Raw genomic sequence first — 18,903 nt, forward strand, 5'->3', positions numbered from 1 at the left:
TGCCGCCAAAATTGCGCTAAATCAATCTCCTTGCACATTATGGCAGAAATCCCTTTTATCCCTTTGTTCACAGGCATAACCTTAAACATGTATATTAAATATAACTTTAAAAGGTGTGACCATGTTTTGTGTGCAATGTGAACAAACCATCCGTACACCAGCCGGAAACGGCTGCTCCTACGCGCAGGGAATGTGCGGTAAAACAGCTGAAACGTCCGATCTGCAGGATCTGCTGATTGCGGCTTTGCAAGGTTTGTCTGCCTGGGCGGTGAAGGCCCGTGAATATGGCATCATTAATCACGACGTTGATAACTTTGCGCCGCGCGCGTTTTTCTCCACGCTGACCAACGTTAACTTCGACTCTCCGCGTATCGTCGGCTACGCCCGTGAAGCGATTGCCTTGCGTGAAGCGTTGAAAGCGCAGTGCCTGAGCGTGGATGCCAATGCGCATTGCGACAATCCGATGGCCGATCTGCAACTGGTTAGCGACGATCTGGGCGAACTGCAACGTCAGGCGGCGGAATTTACCCCGAATAAAGACAAAGCCGCCATTGGCGAGAACATCCTCGGCCTGCGTCTGCTGTGCCTGTACGGTCTGAAAGGCGCGGCGGCGTATATGGAGCACGCGCACGTTCTCGGTCAATACGACAACGACATTTACGCGCAGTACCACAAAATCATGGCCTGGCTGGGCACCTGGCCTGCTGACATGAACGCGCTGCTGGAGTGCGCAATGGAAATCGGCCAGATGAACTTCAAAGTGATGAGCATTCTGGATGCCGGTGAAACCACCAAATACGGTCACCCAACGCCGACTCAGGTCAACGTCAAAGCGACTGAAGGCAAGTGCATTCTGATCTCCGGTCACGATCTGAAAGATCTCTACAACCTGCTGGAGCAGACCGAAGGCACCGGCGTTAACGTCTACACTCACGGTGAAATGCTGCCCGCACACGGCTATCCGGAACTGCGTAAATTCAAGCATCTGGTCGGTAACTACGGCAGCGGCTGGCAGAATCAGCAGGTCGAATTCGCCCGCTTCCCTGGCCCAATCGTGATGACCTCTAACTGCATTATCGACCCGACCGTAGGCAGCTATGACGACCGTATCTGGACCCGTAGCATCGTCGGCTGGCCGGGCGTTAGCCATCTTGAAGGCGATGACTTCGGGCCGGTCATTGCCCAGGCGCAGCAAATGGCGGGCTTCCCGTATAGCGAAATTCCGCATCTCATCACCGTCGGTTTTGGCCGTCAGACCCTGCTCGGCGCTGCCGATACGCTCATCGATCTGGTCAGCCGTGAAAAACTGCGCCACATCTTCCTGGTCGGCGGCTGTGACGGCGCGCGCGGCGAGCGTAACTACTTTACCGATTTCGCCACCAGCGTACCGGATGACTGCCTGATCCTGACCCTGGCGTGCGGTAAATACCGTTTCAACAAACTGGAGTTCGGCGACATCGAAGGGCTGCCGCGTCTGGTCGATGCCGGTCAGTGTAATGATGCTTACTCCGCGATTATCCTGGCGGTGACACTGGCGGAAAAACTGGGCTGCGGCGTCAACGATCTGCCGCTATCGCTGGTGCTCTCCTGGTTTGAGCAGAAAGCGATCGTGATTCTGCTGACGCTGCTGTCATTAGGCGTGAAAAATATTGTCACCGGGCCGACCGCGCCGGGCTTCTTCACGCCGGATCTGCTGGCTATCCTCAACGAGAAGTTCGGCCTGCGCTCCGTGACCACCGTTGAAGAAGACATGAAGCAATTGCTGAGCGCGTAAGGAGGTCAATGATGACGATGCCAACCTCACAATGTCCCTGGCGAATGCAGGTGCATCACATCCGTCAGGAGACGCCGGATGTATGGACAATTGCGCTATTATGCCATGACTACTACCCTTATCGCGCCGGGCAGTATGCGCTGGTGAGCGTGCGTAATTCAGCGGAAACGCTGCGCGCCTACACCCTTTCGTCTACGCCGGGCGTCAGTGAATATATCACGCTGACCGTTCGTCGGATTGAAGATGGCACGGGTTCACAGTGGTTGACCCATGACATCAAGCGCGGCGATTACATCTGGCTGTCTGATGCAATGGGCGATTTTACCTGTGACGATAAAACAGAAGATAAGTTTCTGCTGCTCGCCGCCGGTTGTGGCGTAACGCCAATCATGTCGATGCGTCGCTGGCTGGCAAAATACCGCCCACAGGCCGATGTGCAGGTCATCTTTAACGTACGTTCGCCGGATGATGTGATTTTTGCCGACGAGTGGCGACAGTATCCGGTCACGCTAGTGGCGGAAAATCATGCCACGGAAGGTTTTGTCGCGGGCCGTCTGACCACGGAATTATTACAGCGCGTACCGGATTTGGCATCGCGCACCGTGATGACCTGCGGCCCGGCGCCCTATATGGATTTCGTCGAACAGGGAGTGAAAGCGCTTGGCGTAACGCGCTTCTTTAAAGAGAAGTTCTTCACGCCGGTGGCGGAAACGGCAACCAGCGGCCTGAAATTCACCAAGCTACAGCCAGCGCAGGAATTTTATGCCCCGATCGGTACGACACTGTTGGAGGCGCTGGAGAGTAATAAAGTACCGGTTGCCGCTGCCTGTCGGGCAGGTGTTTGCGGCTGCTGTAAAACCAAAGTCGTTTCCGGCGACTATACGGTGAGTAGCACCATGACGCTGAGCGAGGCGGAGATTGCCGAAGGTTACGTACTGGCCTGCTCCTGCCATCCGCAGGGCGATCTTGTTCTCGCATAATCGGTAAACGTTCCATCATAGGCCCGGTAAGCGTCAGCGCTACCGGGCGATTTGCCGCTCGCTTCATCCTTTCGCCCCTCTCTTCGCCAAAGAAAAACGTCATCGTCATCTTCAACTAAACTTGTAACCGTTATCACATTTAAGGAGATGGAGAACCATGAAACAAACCGTTGCTGCTTTTATCGCCAAAACGCTGGAACAGGCTGGCGTAAAACAAATCTGGGGCGTCACTGGCGATTCCCTGAACGGCCTGAGCGATAGTCTTAATCGTATGGGAACCATTGAATGGATGCCAACCCGCCACGAAGAGGTCGCCGCTTTCGCCGCCGGCGCACAAGCGCAGCTTACCGGCGAGCTGGCAGTGTGCGCCGGTTCATGTGGACCGGGCAACCTGCACCTGATCAATGGCCTGTTTGATTGCCACCGTAACCACGTCCCTGTTCTGGCGATCGCCGCCCATATTCCGTCCAGTGAAATCGGCAGCGGTTATTTCCAGGAGACCCACCCGCAGGAGTTGTTCCGTGAATGCAGCCACTATTGCGAGTTGGTTTCCAGCCCGGAGCAGATCCCGCAGGTACTCGCCATCGCCATGCGCAAAGCGGTACTAAACCGCGGCGTCTCCGTGGTCGTACTTCCGGGTGACGTGGCGCTGAAACCCGCGCCTGAAAACGCCGTCACCCATTGGTACCATGCCCCGCTCCCCGTCGTTACGCCGGCGGAGGAAGAGCTGAAAAAACTGGCGCAACTGCTGCGCTACTCCAGCAATATCGCATTGATGTGCGGTAGCGGCTGCGCGGGCGCGCATGAGGAGTTGGTCGCGTTGGCGGCAAAACTAAAAGCGCCAATCGTTCATGCCCTGCGCGGCAAAGAGCACGTTGAGTACGATAACCCTTATGATGTGGGAATGACCGGCCTGATTGGCTTCTCTTCTGGCTTCCACACCATGATGAACGCCGATACGCTGATCCTGCTCGGCACCCAGTTCCCCTATCGCGCCTTTTATCCGAGCGATGCCAAAATCATTCAGATTGACATCAACCCGGGCAGTATTGGCGCGCACAGCAAAGTCGACATGGCGCTGGTGGGCGATATTAAAGCCACGCTTCGCGCCCTGCTGCCGCTGGTGGAAGAAAAAAGCAATCGTAAATTCCTCGATAAAGCTCTGGAGCACTATCGGGACGCCCGTAAGGGACTTGATGACTTAGCCAAACTCAGCGATAAAGCCATCCACCCACAATATCTGGCGCAACAAATTAGTCATTTCGCCGCTGACGACGCTATTTTTACCTGCGATGTCGGCACGCCGACCGTCTGGGCGGCCCGCTATCTAAAAATGAACGGCAAGCGCCGCCTGCTGGGCTCGTTTAACCACGGGTCAATGGCCAACGCTATGCCGCAGGCGCTCGGCGCTCAGGCTACCGCGCCGGGTCGGCAGGTTATCGCGATGTGCGGTGATGGCGGCTTCAGTATGCTGATGGGCGATTTTCTCTCGGTGGTACAGATGAAGCTGCCGATAAAAATCGTCGTCTTTAATAACAGCGTGCTGGGCTTTGTGGCGATGGAAATGAAAGCCGGCGGCTACCTTACCGACGGTACCGAACTGCACGACACCAATTTCGCGCGTATCGCCGAAGCCTGCGGCATTACCGGTATTCGCGTGGAAAAAGCCGCAGACGTGGACGGTGCGCTACAGCGCGCGTTTTCCATTGACGGCCCGGTACTGGTTGACGTGGTCGTGGCAAAAGAAGAGCTGGCGATCCCGCCGCAGATCAAACTGGAACAAGCGAAAGGCTTTAGCCTGTACATGCTACGCGCCATTATTAGCGGCCGCGGCGATGAAGTGATCGAACTGGCGAAAACGAACTGGCTAAGGTAAAACAGTGCACATCACCTTTTAAAATCCAGGGATGTGCCATGATTGATTTACGCAGTGATACCGTTACCCGACCGGGTCGCGCCATGCTCGAGGCGATGATGACCGCCCCGGTCGGGGACGACGTATACGGCGATGACCCTACTGTTAACGCCCTTCAGCGCTACGCCGCCGACCTTTCCGGTAAAGAAGCGGCGCTTTTTTTACCCACCGGCACCCAGGCCAATCTGGTCGCGCTGCTTAGCCATTGTGAACGCGGCGAAGAGTATATCGTCGGTCAGGGCGCGCATAATTATCTCTATGAAGCTGGCGGCGCGGCGGTGCTCGGCAGCATTCAGCCGCAGCCCATCGACGCCGCCGCGGACGGTACGCTGCCGCTGGAGAACGTGGCGGCGAAGATTAAAGCGGATGACATCCACTTCGCGCGTACGCGCTTGCTCAGTCTGGAAAATACGCATAACGGGAAAGTGCTGCCGCGCGCGTATCTGAAAGACGCCTGGACGTTTACCCGCGAACGTGGACTGGCGCTGCACGTTGACGGCGCCCGAATTTTTAACGCGGTGGTTGCCTACGGCTGTGAGTTAAAAGAGATTACGCAGTATTGCGACTCTTTTACCATCTGCCTGTCAAAAGGTCTCGGAACGCCGGTCGGTTCGCTGCTGGTCGGCAACCGCGATTACATTAAACGCGCGACGCGCTGGCGTAAAATGGTCGGCGGCGGAATGCGTCAGGCCGGGATTCTGGCAGCGGCCGGACTGTATGCGCTGAAGCATAACGTGGCGCGTCTGCAAGAGGATCATGACAACGCCGCCTGGCTGGCGCAGCAGCTTCGCGAAGCGGGCGCGGAGGTCATGCGCCACGAAACGAATATGCTGTTTGTTCGCGTTGGCGAAGCACAGGCCGCCGCGCTTGGCGACTATTTGCGGGAACGGAATATCCTGATTAACGCCGCGCCGATTGTGCGTCTGGTGACGCATCTGGATGTCTCTCGCGAACAGCTTGCCGATGTCGTCGCCCACTGGCGCGCCTTTTTAGCCCGCTAAGGAGAGCAACGTGGCGCAACGCATTCTGGTTCTCGGCGCCAGCGGCTATATCGGCCAGCACCTGGTCTTTGCGCTAAGTCAGCAAGGGCATCAGGTGCGGGCGGCGGCGCGGCGCGTGGAACGTCTGGAAAAACAGCGCCTCGCCAACGTCAGTTGTCATAAGGTCGATCTGCACTGGCCGGAAAATTTACCCGCGCTGCTTCGCGACATTGATACCGTTTACTATCTGGTACACGGTATGGGCGAAGGCGGCGATTTTATCGCCCATGAGCGTCAGGCGGCGCTCAACGTGCGAGACGCGCTGCGCCAGACGCCGGTTAAACAACTTATTTTCCTCAGTTCATTGCAGGCGCCGACGCATGAGCAATCCGATCACCTGCGCGCCCGCCAGCTTACGGCTGATACGCTGCGCGACGCAGGCGTGCCGGTGACGGAATTACGCGCCGGGATCATCGTCGGCGCAGGCTCCGCCGCCTTCGAAGTCATGCGTGACATGGTTTACAACCTGCCAATACTCACGCCGCCGCGCTGGGTGCGTTCGCGCACCACGCCCATCGCTCTGGAAAATTTACTCTACTACCTGGTCGGCTTGCTGGACCACCCTGCGCACAAGCATCGTATTCTGGAAGCCGCCGGGCCGCAGGTATTAAGCTATCAGCAGCAGTTTGAACGTTTTATGGCCGTCAGCGGTAAACGGCGTCCGCTGATCCCGGTGCCTTTTCCGACCCGCTGGATTTCGGTCTGGTTTTTAAACGTCATTACCTCCGTGCCGCCGACTACCGCAAAAGCCTTAATCCAGGGGTTAAGGCACGATTTGCTGGCCGATGACGCCGCGTTAAAAAAGTTGATCCCCCAAACGCTTATCACCTTTGACGACGCCGTTCGCCGCACGCTGAAAGAAGAAGAAAAACTGGTGAACTCCAGCGACTGGGGCTACGACGCGCTGGCCTTCGCCCGCTGGCGTCCCGAATACGGCTATTTTCCAAAGCAGGCGGGCTTTACCGCGCAGACCCCGGCCAGCCTATCGGCGCTCTGGCAGGTCGTAAATCGGCTGGGTGGCAAAGAGGGCTATTTTTTCGGCAATATTTTGTGGCAGACGCGCGCCGCGATGGACCGTCTGGTGGGGCATAAACTGGCGAAAGGCCGCCCGTCGCATACTTTGCTCAAGCCTGGCGATACGGTAGATAGCTGGAAAGTGATCATTGTCGAGCCAGAAAAACAGCTCACGCTCTTGTTTGGCATGAAAGCGCCGGGTCTGGGGCGGCTTAGCTTCACGCTGCACGATAAAGGTCGCTACCGCGAAATTGACGTGCGCGCCTGGTGGCATCCACACGGAATGCCGGGCCTGATTTACTGGCTACTGATGATCCCGGCGCACCTGTTTATTTTCCGGGGAATGGCAAGGCGTATTGCCCGACTTGCAGAACGAATCACAGAAAAATGAGAAAAAGTTGCTGTATTCTTTCGTGTTTCCCATTGCATACCGACGTAATTCACGGAAGAATGCGCACGACGGTTTATTAAACACAGTGGATTGATATGAAGGTACTGGTTACCGGCGCCACCAGCGGCTTAGGTCGAAACGCGGTTGAATTTTTGCGCAATAAAGGCATCAGCGTCAGAGCGACGGGTCGCAATGAAGCGATGGGCAAGCTGCTTGAAAAAATGGGCGCGGAATTCGTCCATGCGGATTTAACCGAACTGGTCTCCTCGCAGGCTAAAGTGATGCTCGCCGGGATCGACACGTTGTGGCACTGCTCCAGCTTTACCTCGCCCTGGGGAACCCAACAAGCTTTCGATCTGGCGAATGTTCGCGCCACCCGCCGCCTGGGAGAATGGGCGGTCGCCTGGGGCGTGCGCAATTTTATTCATATCTCCTCTCCCTCGCTCTATTTTGATTACCACCATCACCGTGATATCAAAGAAGATTTCCGCCCGCATCGGTTTGCCAATGAGTTCGCCCGCAGTAAAGCCGCCGGCGAAGAGGTGATTAATCTGTTGGCGCAGGCCAATCCGCAAACACGTTTTACGGTATTGCGTCCACAAAGCCTGTTTGGCCCGCACGATAAAGTATTTATCCCACGTCTGGCGCATATGATGCACCATTACGGTAGCGTCTTATTACCGCACGGGGGCAGCGCGCTGGTCGATATGACCTACTATGAAAATGCGATCCACGCCATGTGGCTGGCCAGCCAGCCGGGCTGCGATCATCTGCCTTCTGGCCGCGCTTATAACATCACTAACGGCGAAAACCGCACCTTACGCAGCATCGTACAAAAGTTAATTGATGAATTGACTATCGACTGCCGCATTCGCTCTGTGCCTTACCCGATGCTGGATATGATCGCCCGCAGTATGGAGCGCTTCGGCAAAAAATCCGCCAAAGAGCCCCCGCTAACGCATTACGGCGTGTCAAAACTGAATTTTGATTTTACGCTCGATACGACTCGCGCGCAGGAAGAGCTGGGCTACCAGCCCATCGTCACGCTGGACGAAGGCATTGAGCGCACCGCCGCCTGGCTGCGCGATCACGGAAATTTACCGCGTTAATCCTGGCCGTACTTCTCCAGTAATGCTTCGGCAATCGCCTGCGTTTCGGCATCTGCGATACCGTTCCATTGCGCCGGACGGAAGTGCATCTGGAACGCCATAATCACCCGCTGCTGCTCGCGTGCCGTCATATCGGCTTTGACTTCATAGCCATAGCGCGAGAGTAACGCAAGCACCGTTGCGGTATCGACTGGCGTATACGGCGCGCGTCCAGCCAGATAAAACGCCACACGCGGGGCGTCAGGCCAGGCGCCAATCCCCTGCGCCGCCAGCTCGCGCCACGGGAAGCGCGGGCCGGGATCGTCTTTACGCTGCGGCGCGATATCCGCATGGGCCACCACATTCTGCGGTTTGATGTCATAGCGCGCGATAATGTCCTTCGCTAACGGAATCAATGCCTGAATTTGCGCGGATTCAAACGGCGCGAAAGATTTCACCCCGCCGGACATTCGCCAGCCGCGATTTTCCAGCTCAATGCCAATAGACGTATCATTGAGACGCGTGGCGCCTCGCCAGAAACTGACGCCCGCATGCCAGGCCTGATCCTGTTCCGGCACCAGTTGCCAGATGCGCGGTTTACCGCCATATAATGGCGGGGTTGCGGGAATCAGGTAATGCGAACTGACGTTGCGACCCGTTAACGTCGCCAGCGAAACGTCAAAGTTTTCCGCCGTATAGTGAATCACCAGGACTTTAATGCGCGGATAGGCCGCCTGCGCCCGATGTCGGGTATCAAGCTGATATCCCTCTTTATCGATAATTCCTTTTTCGCTCGCGCAGCCAGTTAACAGCAACGCGAGACCAACCAGCCACAGTAGCGCTCTCATCGGCGCGTTTTCACCGCCGTTCCGCTGACGCTGACCATCAGCATACTGCCATCCTTGCCGACAGTTTCGTAATCAATATCGATGCCTACCACCGCATCGGCGCCCAACGCTTTAGCCTGCTCGCCAAGTTCCTGAAAAGCGATTTCACGCGCTTTACGCAGCTCTTTCTCATACGCGCCGGAACGTCCGCCGACGATATCCCGAATGCCGGCGAAAAAATCGCGGAAAATATTGGCGCCTAAAATGGCTTCGCCCGTCACCACACCGCAATACTCCACGATGCTTTGTCCTTCCAGCGTTGGGGTTGTTGAAAACTGCATAGTGAATCTCCCGGGTTAGCTAAGCACACGATCTCAAACGCATTATCAAGCTGATACGCTATCATTGAAAGGATATAATTGATTATCGTAGATCGGTTTTTGCTCGATCGCCTATAAGGAAATCATCATGCGCTATTCTAAACTCTCTTTGCTCATCCCGTGCGCGCTTCTGCTTAGCGCCTGTACGGCCGTCACTCCCGCCTACAAAGATAATGGCCCGCGTATCGGCGCGTGTGTGGAAGGCGGCCCGGACAGCGTGGCTCAACAATTTTACGACTACCGTATTCAACACCACAGCAATGATATCGCCGCGCTTCGCCCCTACTTGAGTGATAACCTGGCGAAATTGTTGACCGACGCCAGCCGCGATACGGAGCACCGCCAGTTGATGAGCGGCGATCTGTTCTCCAGCCGCGCTACGCTGCCGGATAGCGCCAACGTCGCCAGCGCATCAACCATTCCGAACCGAGATGCGCGCAACATTCCTCTGCGGGTGGCGTTAAAACAGGGCGATCAAAGCTGGCAGGATGAAGTGCTTATGATTCACGAAGGCTCATGCTGGGTGATTGACGACGTTCGCTATCTGGGCGGAGATGTCCATGCCCCTGCCGGTACGCTGCGCCAGTCAATAGAAAACCGTTAACAGACAGTATTCCCCCGCTTTTGCACCCATAACCCCGTAAATTGTCTGGCATTCTGCCCGGGATGCCGACAATTCTTCTTACCTACTATTCCTCCTGCTATTTTGTGCTATGTTTAGGGAAGAATGTGGGATATATTTAACTTTTAACGCATAAATATTGCATAACTATTCTGCGAAAGGTACTATCTGCGGCTTCAATAGCTATCAGACTGCCTGTATACGAGTGTCAATGAGTATTCAATTAAACGGCATTAATTGCTTTTACGGCGCGCATCAGGCGCTGTTCGATATCACGCTGGATTGCCCCGAAGGCGAAACGCTGGTGTTGCTTGGCCCAAGCGGGGCGGGTAAAAGTTCGCTGCTGCGTGTACTCAATCTGCTTGAGATGCCGCGCTCCGGCACTCTGACTATCGCCGGGAACCATTTTGACTTTACGAAAACGCCGTCCGATAAGGCGATTCGTGAGCTACGTCAAAATGTCGGAATGGTCTTTCAGCAATATAATCTTTGGCCGCATCTCACCGTTGTGCAGAATCTGATTGAAGCGCCCTGCCGCGTACTGGGTCTGACAAAAGATCAGGCGCTGGCGCGCGCAGAAAAGCTGCTGGAGCGTTTACGTCTGAAGCCATATAGCGATCGTTATCCGTTGCACCTTTCCGGCGGTCAGCAGCAGCGCGTCGCGATTGCCCGCGCGCTGATGATGGAACCGCAGGTGCTGCTGTTTGATGAACCGACCGCCGCGCTGGACCCGGAAATTACCGCTCAAATCGTCAGCATTATTCATGAGCTGGCGGAAACGAACATTACTCAGGTGATCGTTACGCATGAAGTCGAAGTGGCGCGTAAGACCGCCAGTCGTGTGATTTATATGGAAAATGGTCACATCGTCGAGCACGGTGATGCGGGTTGCTTTGCCCACCCTCAGACCGAAGCGTTCAAAAACTATCTCTCTCACTAAGATTCGGGACAATGACAATGAAAAAAGTTCTGATTGCCGCGCTAATTGCAGGCTTTAGCCTTTCCGCTACAGCAGCCCAGACCATTCGTTTTGCGACCGAAGCGTCCTATCCGCCGTTCGAATCGATGGATGCTAATAACAAGATTGTCGGCTTTGACGTCGACCTGGCCAACGCGCTATGTAAAGAGATCGACGCCTCCTGTACCTTTACCAATCAGGCGTTCGACAGCCTGATCCCCAGCCTGAAATTCCGCCGCTTCGACGCTGTAATGGCGGGAATGGATATCACGCCGGAACGTGAAAAGCAGGTGCTGTTTACCACGCCATATTACGACAACTCCGCGCTGTTCGTGGGTCAGCAGGGCAAATACACCAGCGTTGATCAACTGAAAGGCAAGAAAGTCGGCGTGCAGAACGGTACGACGCACCAGAAATTCATCATGGATAAGCATCCGGAAATCACCACTGTACCGTATGACAGCTATCAGAACGCGAAGCTGGATCTACAAAATGGCCGTATCGACGCTGTTTTCGGCGACACGGCGGTCGTGACCGAATGGCTGAAAGCCAATCCTAAGCTGGCGCCGGTCGGCGATAAAGTCACCGATAAAGATTATTTCGGCACCGGCCTGGGTATCGCGGTACGTCAGGGCAACACCGAGCTGCAGCAGAAATTCAATACTGCGCTGGAAAAAGTGAAGAAAGATGGGACTTACGAGACCATCTATAACAAATGGTTCCAGAAGTAATCTTTGATGAACGAATTTTTTCCTTTAGCAAGCGCCGCCGGGATGACCGTCGGCCTTGCCGTCTGCGCGCTGATCATTGGCCTCGCGTTAGCCATGTTCTTTGCCGTCTGGGAGTCCGTAAAATGGCGCCCGATTGCCTGGATAGGCTCCGCGCTGGTCACTATTTTACGCGGCCTGCCGGAAATTCTGGTGGTGCTGTTTATCTATTTCGGCTCCTCACAACTCCTGCTTACGCTGTCTGACGGGTTTACCCTCCATCTCGGCTTTACGCAGATCCCGGTGCAAATGGAGATTGAGAACTTTGACGTCAGTCCGTTCCTGTGCGGCGTGATTGCGTTGTCCCTGCTGTATGCGGCCTATGCGTCGCAGACGCTACGCGGCGCGCTGAAAGCCGTTCCGTCTGGTCAGTGGGAGTCGGGTCAGGCACTGGGATTATCAAAGACGGCGATTTTTTTCCGTCTGGTGATGCCGCAGATGTGGCGTCACGCCCTGCCAGGGCTGGGTAATCAGTGGCTGGTGTTGCTAAAAGATACGGCTCTGGTCAGCCTTATCAGCGTTAACGATCTGATGTTGCAGACCAAAAGTATTGCCACACGCACCCAGGAACCGTTTAACTGGTACATTATTGCGGCGGCTATTTACCTGGTCATTACGCTGATCAGTCAGTACATTCTCAAACGCATAGACCTGCGCGCGACACGTTTTGAGCGGAGGCCGGACTAATGCTTGAGTACTTACCTGAACTGCTAAAAGGGCTACACACCAGCCTGACGCTGACCGTGGCTTCTATTGCCGTCGCTTTGGTGCTGGCGTTAGTTTTTACCATTATCCTGACACTAAAAACGCCGTTCGTGGTGTGGCTGGTGCGCGGCTATATCACGTTGTTTACCGGTACGCCGTTGTTGGTGCAAATTTTCCTGATCTACTACGGACCCGGTCAATTCCCGACACTGCAAGAGTATCCGCTACTCTGGCATCTACTGTCTGAACCGTGGCTGTGCGCACTGATCGCGTTGTCGCTAAACAGCGCCGCTTACACCACGCAGCTATTTTATGGCGCGATTCGCGCGATTCCGGAAGGTCAGTGGCAGTCCTGCGGCGCGCTGGGGATGAGTAAGAAAGATACGCTGGCGATTTTGTTGCCCTATGCGTTTAAACGCGCCCTCTCCTCCTATTCTAATGAGGTGGTACTGGTCTTCAAAAGTACCTCGCTGGCCTATACCATCACCTTGATGGAAGTCATGGGGTACAGTCAGTTGCTCTATGGTCGTACCTACGATGTGGTGGTATTTGGCGCGGCAGGCGTAATTTACCTGGTCGTCAACGGTCTATTGACGCTGATGATGCGTTTGATTGAGCGTAAAGCCCTGGCGTTTGAGCGGCGCAATTAACCAGGCAGGATAAGGCATTCTCGCCGCCGTTCGACAATGGTCAGATGGCGCTGCGCTTATCAAACCTACGATGCATAATATTGAATAAATCCGACGGACAAGTGGTTAACCTGTCCGTCTTTTTTTATCAATTTTAAAATATTTAATCATTTTTATTGCATACAAATTCAATTAATGGCATTGTAAATCTATGCCGCAGACACGGCGCATAATCATAAGATTACGGGAGTGACATCATGAAAAAATTAGTTCTGGCTGCATTACTCGCCTCTTTCGCCACTGGCAGCATCGCCGCTGAAAAAATCAATTTCGGGGTTTCCGCCACCTATCCCCCGTTTGAATCCCTGGATGCGAGTAATAAAATTGTGGGCTTCGATATCGATCTGGCAACCGCATTATGCAAGCAAATGCAGGCAGAATGTACTTTTACCAATCATGCTTTCGATAGTCTTATCCCGGCGCTGAAATTCAGAAAATATGATGCCGTCATTTCCGGAATGGACATTACCCCGGAGCGCAGTAAGCAGGTCGCCTTTAGCAATCCCTATTATGCGAACTCCGCGCTGGTGATTGCCAAAAAAGACACCTATAAAACCTTTACCGATCTAAAAGGTAAGCGTATCGGTATGGAAAATGGCACCACGCATCAAAAATATCTCCAGGATAAACATCCGGAGGTCAAAACCGTGGCCTACGACAGCTACCAGAATGCGATTATCGACCTGAAAAATGGCCGTATTGACGGCGTCTTTGGCGATACCGCAGTGGTCAATGAGTGGCTGAAAACGAATCCGCAACTGGGTCCGGCAACAGAGAAAGTGACCGATCCGCAATACTTCGGTACCGGACTTGGCATCGCGGTGCGCCCGGACAATAAGGCGTTGCTGGAAAAACTGAATAATGCGCTGGCCGCCATTAAAGCGGACGGCACTTATCAGAAAATCAGCGATCAGTGGTTCCCGCAGTAAAACATATGTGATTAGCCCACCGTGTTGCGAAATGGCAGTATAAATACCTTATTCAGCCCACGGGCCGCCATCGGAAACTATCCTGGCCTGATAAGCACAGCGCCATTGAGCATTCTACAGTTTGTCATCAGTCTCAAACGCCTGCATCAACAGGCGATTCGGACTAATACTTGCCGGGTGACGCTGACGCGTACCCGGCTTACAACATTGTTACGTTTTAGATAACATCCAGACCCAGACGGCGATACTGCTCCGCCGGAGCATCATTTTCTTTCATCAAACGGATAAGTAAGTTGATCATCCTTGCTTCGATGGCCTCATCATGAATAGGATGTTGCTGCTGCGGATCGTCTCTGAGATCAAACAAGAGATGACCAAAGCTATTCACACCTTTATATTTTTCCCTGGCCGGAATACGTAATACCTGAAGCCCTTTAGTAAAGTTAAACGGAGGTGCCAGAGATAATTTTCCCAGTTCATCCACATCATAACGCGCATTCATCTTGATCGGCATTAACGTGTAGTTCGCAATGTCATGCTCACGCCCCGGCTGCGCGGCCCGCATATAAACATAGCGTCCGTCGGTAACATTAACATGTCCGCTAAACACGCCAAACAGCGCGCCTTCCCTGACGGGTTCATCACTGGCAATGACTTTCGCCAGCGGTTGGCCCTGCATATCTGCGGGAATAGGTTGCTGAAAATAATCCAGTAGCGTTGGCGCCCAGTCAATCATCTGCACCAGCGACTGCCGTCGCGCTCCGCATACCGCGCTGCGCGGGTCCCAGATAAACAGCGGGTTATTCGCCACCTCGTTATAATAGGGCATTTGATTTTTAGCCCACCAACCGTGCTCCCCCAGCAAGAAGCCGTGATCGGTACCGACAATCAGCATCGTATCGCGCCAGAGATCGTGTTCATCCATCAGATCAAGGATACGTCCCAGATTGCGGTCGCACATGGAAACCAGGGCCCGATAACGACAGCGAATATGCGCTATCGCCTCCTCGCTTTCACTGACTTTGCCGCGCGGCCAGTCATAATGCGGGCCTTGCCACTCATCGTCATAGAGCGATAAATATTCCTCGGTGGTATAAAACGGCTCATGCGGATCAAACGTCTCAACCTGCAATAACCAGTTATCTTCGGCATGATTTTTATGGATAAAATCGCACCCGGCGTCAAAAACTTTCGTCTGGGGAAAATCGGCTTCCTGCTGGATGTATTCGCGGTTCGCCCAGTCATGACGCCATAGCCCGGAAACGCCGCCTCCGGTTTGTTTTTGTGGAACGCGCAGTACTTCCGGAATGGGCGGCTCGCCAACGCTCGCCTTCCAGTGATCGCCCTCCTGACCGCGTACTACGTCCCAGGAGCTATAGCGGTTATGGTAGTTACCGCCGCCGTCTTCCCAGTAATGCAGATGATCGCTGATAAGATGGGTGTAGATCCCCGCTTTTTTCAATAATTCCGGCATGGAATCATCAAAGGGTTCCAGCGGCCCCCACTCACGATGCAGGAAATTATAGCGCCCGGTGTGCAGTTCCCGACGGGCTGGCATACAGGGCATACTGCCGACATAACTATTGTCAAAGGTGGCGGCATGTGCCGCCAGGCGTTGAAAGTTAGGCGCTTTCGTTAGCAAATCACCATAGGGCGGCAAATAGTTTTTATTCAGACTGTCAAACAGCAGAATAATCGCTTTCATGACTCACCCTCATTTGTTGAGCAGGTGCGGAAAATTTTTCTCTACCACATCGTAAATCTGTTTACCTATTGATTCGCCATCCATGATATTTTCAATGGGAATAAGATATTGTCCGTGTTTAGGGTCAAGGCTAACGACATCAAGCAATTTTTTCGAAATCGCATAAATATCTGCCCAGTCGGTAAATCCACCGACCTCTCCCGCTGCCGTATGCTCCATATCAAAAGAGAAGTCATATTTTGCTAACGCTTTTTTAACAACAGTCTGTAACATTACGCTACTGCCTACACCATAACCGCATACGAATAAAATATTTACAGAATCTTTCATAATAAAATCCTTTATATAAACCGAATCAATTAAATGGAATAAGGACCAAGATGGAACGTTGAAGCAATAAATTTCAGTAATTCACAAATCGCAGGCCACAGAGTCGCCCAGTCAAATATTCCCGTCCAGCCCACGCCTTCTTTTGCCAGCCCGGTTAAAGGAATGGCCCATACCGTACCGAAAGTCTGAATAATCCCTAACAGGAAAGTACAAATAATAACGGAACGATATCCCCCCATTCGGTTGGCTAATACGCCGATGGGACCGCCGGAAAAGAAGAGCGGAACAAAACCAGGCAATACCATAATAGGGCTATGGATGAGCAGCAGAATGCCCATGGAAAAAATCGTGCCGAAGGTACAAAAGACGAATCCCAGCGTGGCCGCGTTCGGCGAAAAAGGTAATAAAGCAGCAACATCCACAGCCGGTATGGCGTTAGGAATAAAACGATCCTGCCATCCTTTAAACGAACCGTTAATTTCGCCTACCATCATCCGCACGCCCTGCAGCAAGATGACCATATACATAGAGAATTGCAGGCCCAGATTGATAATATAGATATACCAGGGTTTGCCTTTCGCCATTAACTGTACGTTATCGATCCCTGTCGCCAATAGAAAACCGCCAACGAAGAGCGTCATCACAATGGCGATTGCCGTCACGTTGTGGTTAAAAATGGCTAACCAACCGGGAAGTTTCAGGTTTTCGGCGTCATGCTTTTCCGGATCGCCGAATTTATGCGCGAATTTCGAGAAAAACCACAGTCCCAGCATCTGGTTATGCGCAATGGTAAAACCGGCGTTATTGGTCACTTTGGCGATGGGTTTAACAATAAGCGTAGTTGAAAACGCCCAAAAGACCCCGGTCAATACCCCGGCAATTACAATGGATTGTACCCAACCGAACCCCAGCCAGAAGACGATTAACCACAGTACTGCCTGTGAATGAGAGACCCCGGTATTACCGGTAAGAAATATACCTTTTGCGCCGGTATAACGGCCAAATAAAACTAATAACAGGTTAGTAAAAAACGCCAGTACAAAAACGTATCCTACATAGCCGAAATTATCGCCCAGCGCTATTTGCGTCGCGGCTTTCATGGCGTATGAATCCATTAAGTATCCATGCACGCCATAAGCCTTGCTGACTGCCTCTGCAACCGGTTTAAAAGTGGCTGAAAATTGAAAGCCGCCAAATAACACCATCATCAAACCGACCATCGCGCTGATCATACCGGTGATAATTTTTATAGGCGTCTTTTTATCCAGCGCATAGCCAACACCGACTAATATCCCAATTAATATTGCCGGTTCAGTTAAAAACGTTTGAATAACATCTATAAATTTGGCAAACATCGTCTGAACGCCCTCCATAAGCGTGCCTATTCGTTGTCATGATTGACCCCTTTACTGACGTTACGTATTGCTTCGCTGATGCTATTGAAAGTTACCCGATAAACCACCTTGTCTGATTTTGCCTTACACGCACTGTAATAATCAAAAGTAGTCATTAAAAGATTTAAAGTGATTATTTGTGATTTGATTTGCAAAAATAGGGTAATATATAAATACAACCAATTGAATTAAATAATCAATTGATTGTATTTATTATTTTTATGAAATAGTTAAGGGATAAAAATAAATATTGTGAATAGATTATATTGACCTGCGCAGTAACGTTAAAACCTCATAATGCGCGGTATGCGGGAACATATCGAAAAGCTGAACACGTTGAATACGGTAGTTCGGCAGATGACGAATATCCTGCGCCATCGTCTGCGCGTTACAGCTCGAATAAATGATAAAACGCGGCGCCATTTGTGCAAGGTAATCGCACAACGGCTTGCCAATGCCGCGGCGGGGAGGATTCACCAACACCAGGTCGGGCGTTTCGCCTTGTGCGGTGGCGAATTGGGTGGAATCCAGCGCCTGGAAATGAAGGCGGGTCAATCCCAGCTCGGCAGCGGATTGCTTCGCGCAGGCAATCGCCTCCGGCGCGATCTCAATACCGGTTAATTGCATCTGCGGCGTCGCGCAGTGCAGGCCGAATCCGCCCACTCCGCAAAAAAGATCCCACATATGGCGTACCGGCAGTTGCCCTACCCAGTCGCGCGCCGTTGCATATAATCGGCTGGCGACCGTAGGGTTGGTCTGAAAGAAACTTTGCGGACGAATCCACAGCGGCACATCGTTAAAACGTTCCGCCAGCGCCTGCTGATCCGTCAGGTAGATTTCCGTCTCCCCTTCCATAATCGCCATATGTACCGGCTGGATATTCGCGGTGATCACTCTGAGCTGCGGCAGTTGCGCGCGCAGCCACGGTAACGCCGCGCGCAGTTGCGTAAGTTTGGTTTCTGAACGCAACACGAAGCGTAGCATCATACCGCCATCGAACTGACTTTCCGTCAGCAACAGGTATTTCAGTTCGCCGCGTTTTCGCGCCACGTTATAAGGCGTGAGTCCGGCACGGGCAATAAAAGGTTTTAGCGCGCTGAATACGGGGGCAAAGGAGGCGGGATACAGCGGGCAGCCGCAAAGATCGACCGGCGTACCGTCGCGATGCAGCATCCCGAAGAGCGGTTTTTCTACACTACCGCTCACGACCATTTTCGCTTTGTTGCGGAAATGCTGTTCCGGGCCGCTAATCGGCGCGCACCACTGTTCAACAGGCAGCCCGGCCAGCAAACGATGTAAATCGGCTGTTTTTGCGGAAAGTTGTTCGTTAACCGACTGCGTAATCCATTGACAGGAACGGCAGCGACCCGCGTCATAGAGTGCGCACTGCATACC

18 protein-coding genes are annotated in these 18,903 nt (G+C 53.2%); 12 read left to right on the plus strand and 6 right to left on the minus strand.

What is annotated here, in order from left to right:
- Positions 1-121: 121 nt before the first annotated feature.
- From hcp to HV477_RS04465, 6 genes are all read left to right on the plus strand, one after another.
- A complete protein-coding gene (gene hcp / locus HV477_RS04440) occupies positions 122-1,774 on the plus strand; it encodes a hydroxylamine reductase (RefSeq protein ID WP_000458785.1) in 1,653 nt (550 codons plus the stop codon).
- A gap of 11 nt (positions 1,775-1,785) precedes the next feature.
- Positions 1,786-2,754 (plus strand): NADH oxidoreductase, encoded by a 969-nt coding sequence (gene hcr / locus HV477_RS04445; RefSeq protein WP_094914251.1) that lies wholly within the window; start codon positions 1,786-1,788, stop codon positions 2,752-2,754.
- Positions 2,755-2,911: 157 nt separating this feature from the next.
- The gene (gene poxB / locus HV477_RS04450) at positions 2,912-4,630 is read left to right on the plus strand and encodes a ubiquinone-dependent pyruvate dehydrogenase (protein WP_000815313.1); all 1,719 of its coding nucleotides are present in this window, start codon (positions 2,912-2,914) and stop codon (positions 4,628-4,630) included.
- A 38-nt stretch (positions 4,631-4,668) separates the two neighbouring features.
- Positions 4,669-5,670, plus strand: coding sequence for a low-specificity L-threonine aldolase (gene ltaE / locus HV477_RS04455; protein WP_000566346.1), 1,002 nt, complete (start codon positions 4,669-4,671; stop codon positions 5,668-5,670).
- A gap of 10 nt (positions 5,671-5,680) precedes the next feature.
- Complete coding sequence (locus HV477_RS04460) at positions 5,681-7,114, plus strand: SDR family oxidoreductase (RefSeq protein WP_131535300.1); 1,434 nt, start codon at positions 5,681-5,683, stop codon at positions 7,112-7,114.
- 95 nt (positions 7,115-7,209) lie between these two features.
- A complete protein-coding gene (locus HV477_RS04465; protein ID WP_000866907.1) occupies positions 7,210-8,223 on the plus strand; it encodes an NAD(P)-dependent oxidoreductase in 1,014 nt (337 codons plus the stop codon).
- Here HV477_RS04465 and HV477_RS04470 read toward each other — a convergent pair.
- Both HV477_RS04470 and HV477_RS04475 read right to left on the minus strand, forming a co-directional pair.
- A complete protein-coding gene (locus tag HV477_RS04470; protein ID WP_023259025.1) occupies positions 8,220-9,050 on the minus strand; it encodes an N-acetylmuramoyl-L-alanine amidase in 831 nt (276 codons plus the stop codon). The genes HV477_RS04465 and HV477_RS04470 overlap by 4 nt on opposite strands.
- Positions 9,047-9,370 carry a heavy metal-binding domain-containing protein gene (locus HV477_RS04475; RefSeq protein WP_001160725.1) on the minus strand — a complete coding sequence of 108 codons (324 nt, stop codon included), beginning with the start codon at positions 9,368-9,370 and terminating at the stop codon, positions 9,047-9,049. The genes HV477_RS04470 and HV477_RS04475 overlap by 4 nt, the downstream gene beginning before the upstream one ends.
- 127 nt (positions 9,371-9,497) lie before the next feature.
- Between HV477_RS04475 and HV477_RS04480 the strand changes: the two genes are divergently transcribed.
- The 6 genes from HV477_RS04480 (at position 9,498) to artJ (ending at position 14,079) form a co-directional block, all read left to right on the plus strand.
- On the plus strand, positions 9,498-10,013 hold the full coding sequence (locus HV477_RS04480) for a lipoprotein (RefSeq protein WP_079899362.1): 516 nt from the start codon (positions 9,498-9,500) through the stop codon (positions 10,011-10,013).
- A gap of 229 nt (positions 10,014-10,242) precedes the next feature.
- A complete protein-coding gene (gene artP, locus HV477_RS04485; RefSeq protein WP_000027186.1) occupies positions 10,243-10,971 on the plus strand; it encodes an arginine ABC transporter ATP-binding protein ArtP in 729 nt (242 codons plus the stop codon).
- A gap of 17 nt (positions 10,972-10,988) precedes the next feature.
- Complete coding sequence (gene artI / locus HV477_RS04490; protein WP_000756586.1) at positions 10,989-11,720, plus strand: arginine ABC transporter substrate-binding protein ArtI; 732 nt, start codon at positions 10,989-10,991, stop codon at positions 11,718-11,720.
- A 6-nt stretch (positions 11,721-11,726) separates the two neighbouring features.
- Entirely contained in the window at positions 11,727-12,443 is a 717-nt protein-coding gene (gene artQ / locus HV477_RS04495) for an arginine ABC transporter permease ArtQ (protein WP_001001677.1), read from the plus strand.
- Positions 12,443-13,111: an arginine ABC transporter permease ArtM gene (gene artM / locus HV477_RS04500; RefSeq protein ID WP_000895396.1), complete on the plus strand. Its 669-nt coding sequence runs from the start codon at positions 12,443-12,445 to the stop codon at positions 13,109-13,111. Before artQ ends, artM begins: the two co-directional genes overlap by 1 nt.
- A 236-nt stretch (positions 13,112-13,347) precedes the next feature.
- Positions 13,348-14,079 (plus strand): arginine ABC transporter substrate-binding protein ArtJ, encoded by a 732-nt coding sequence (gene artJ, locus HV477_RS04505; protein ID WP_000737538.1) that lies wholly within the window; start codon positions 13,348-13,350, stop codon positions 14,077-14,079.
- 217 nt (positions 14,080-14,296) lie between these two features.
- On the opposite strand, the gene HV477_RS04510 is transcribed toward artJ, so the two are convergent.
- The 4 genes from HV477_RS04510 to rlmC form a co-directional block, all read right to left on the minus strand.
- Positions 14,297-15,784, minus strand: a complete 1,488-nt coding sequence (locus tag HV477_RS04510) for a sulfatase (protein WP_000644019.1) — start codon at positions 15,782-15,784, stop codon at positions 14,297-14,299.
- Between the two features lie 9 nt (positions 15,785-15,793).
- Positions 15,794-16,114 carry a PTS sugar transporter subunit IIB gene (locus tag HV477_RS04515; protein WP_000655399.1) on the minus strand — a complete coding sequence of 107 codons (321 nt, stop codon included), beginning with the start codon at positions 16,112-16,114 and terminating at the stop codon, positions 15,794-15,796.
- 29 nt (positions 16,115-16,143) lie between these two features.
- Positions 16,144-17,487 carry a PTS sugar transporter subunit IIC gene (locus tag HV477_RS04520; protein WP_000399323.1) on the minus strand — a complete coding sequence of 448 codons (1,344 nt, stop codon included), beginning with the start codon at positions 17,485-17,487 and terminating at the stop codon, positions 16,144-16,146.
- Positions 17,488-17,769: 282 nt separating this feature from the next.
- Entirely contained in the window at positions 17,770-18,900 is a 1,131-nt protein-coding gene (gene rlmC, locus HV477_RS04525) for a 23S rRNA (uracil(747)-C(5))-methyltransferase RlmC (RefSeq protein ID WP_079899363.1), read from the minus strand.
- Positions 18,901-18,903 lie beyond the last annotated feature (3 nt).

Origin of the sequence: Salmonella sp. SG203, from assembly GCF_013350575.1 — a bacterium.
GTDB lineage: Bacteria > Pseudomonadota > Gammaproteobacteria > Enterobacterales > Enterobacteriaceae > Salmonella > Salmonella enterica.

Bases quoted from the DNA above. Each gene is read 5' to 3' on its own strand.
- hcp (WP_000458785.1), top strand. From the start codon at position 122: ATGTTTTGTGTGCAATGTGAACAAACCATCCGTACACCAGCCGGAAAC.
- hcr (WP_094914251.1), top strand. From the start codon at position 1,786: ATGACGATGCCAACCTCACAATGTCCCTGGCGAATGCAGGTGCATCAC.
- poxB (WP_000815313.1), top strand. From the start codon at position 2,912: ATGAAACAAACCGTTGCTGCTTTTATCGCCAAAACGCTGGAACAGGCT.
- ltaE (WP_000566346.1), top strand. From the start codon at position 4,669: ATGATTGATTTACGCAGTGATACCGTTACCCGACCGGGTCGCGCCATG.
- HV477_RS04465 (WP_000866907.1), top strand. From the start codon at position 7,210: ATGAAGGTACTGGTTACCGGCGCCACCAGCGGCTTAGGTCGAAACGCG.
- HV477_RS04470 (WP_023259025.1), bottom strand. From the start codon at position 9,050: ATGAGAGCGCTACTGTGGCTGGTTGGTCTCGCGTTGCTGTTAACTGGC.
- HV477_RS04475 (WP_001160725.1), bottom strand. From the start codon at position 9,370: ATGCAGTTTTCAACAACCCCAACGCTGGAAGGACAAAGCATCGTGGAG.
- HV477_RS04480 (WP_079899362.1), top strand. From the start codon at position 9,498: ATGCGCTATTCTAAACTCTCTTTGCTCATCCCGTGCGCGCTTCTGCTT.
- artP (WP_000027186.1), top strand. From the start codon at position 10,243: ATGAGTATTCAATTAAACGGCATTAATTGCTTTTACGGCGCGCATCAG.
- artI (WP_000756586.1), top strand. From the start codon at position 10,989: ATGAAAAAAGTTCTGATTGCCGCGCTAATTGCAGGCTTTAGCCTTTCC.
- artQ (WP_001001677.1), top strand. From the start codon at position 11,727: ATGAACGAATTTTTTCCTTTAGCAAGCGCCGCCGGGATGACCGTCGGC.
- artM (WP_000895396.1), top strand. From the start codon at position 12,443: ATGCTTGAGTACTTACCTGAACTGCTAAAAGGGCTACACACCAGCCTG.
- artJ (WP_000737538.1), top strand. From the start codon at position 13,348: ATGAAAAAATTAGTTCTGGCTGCATTACTCGCCTCTTTCGCCACTGGC.
- HV477_RS04510 (WP_000644019.1), bottom strand. From the start codon at position 15,784: ATGAAAGCGATTATTCTGCTGTTTGACAGTCTGAATAAAAACTATTTG.
- HV477_RS04515 (WP_000655399.1), bottom strand. From the start codon at position 16,114: ATGAAAGATTCTGTAAATATTTTATTCGTATGCGGTTATGGTGTAGGC.
- HV477_RS04520 (WP_000399323.1), bottom strand. From the start codon at position 17,487: ATGGAGGGCGTTCAGACGATGTTTGCCAAATTTATAGATGTTATTCAA.
- rlmC (WP_079899363.1), bottom strand. From the start codon at position 18,900: ATGCAGTGCGCACTCTATGACGCGGGTCGCTGCCGTTCCTGTCAATGG.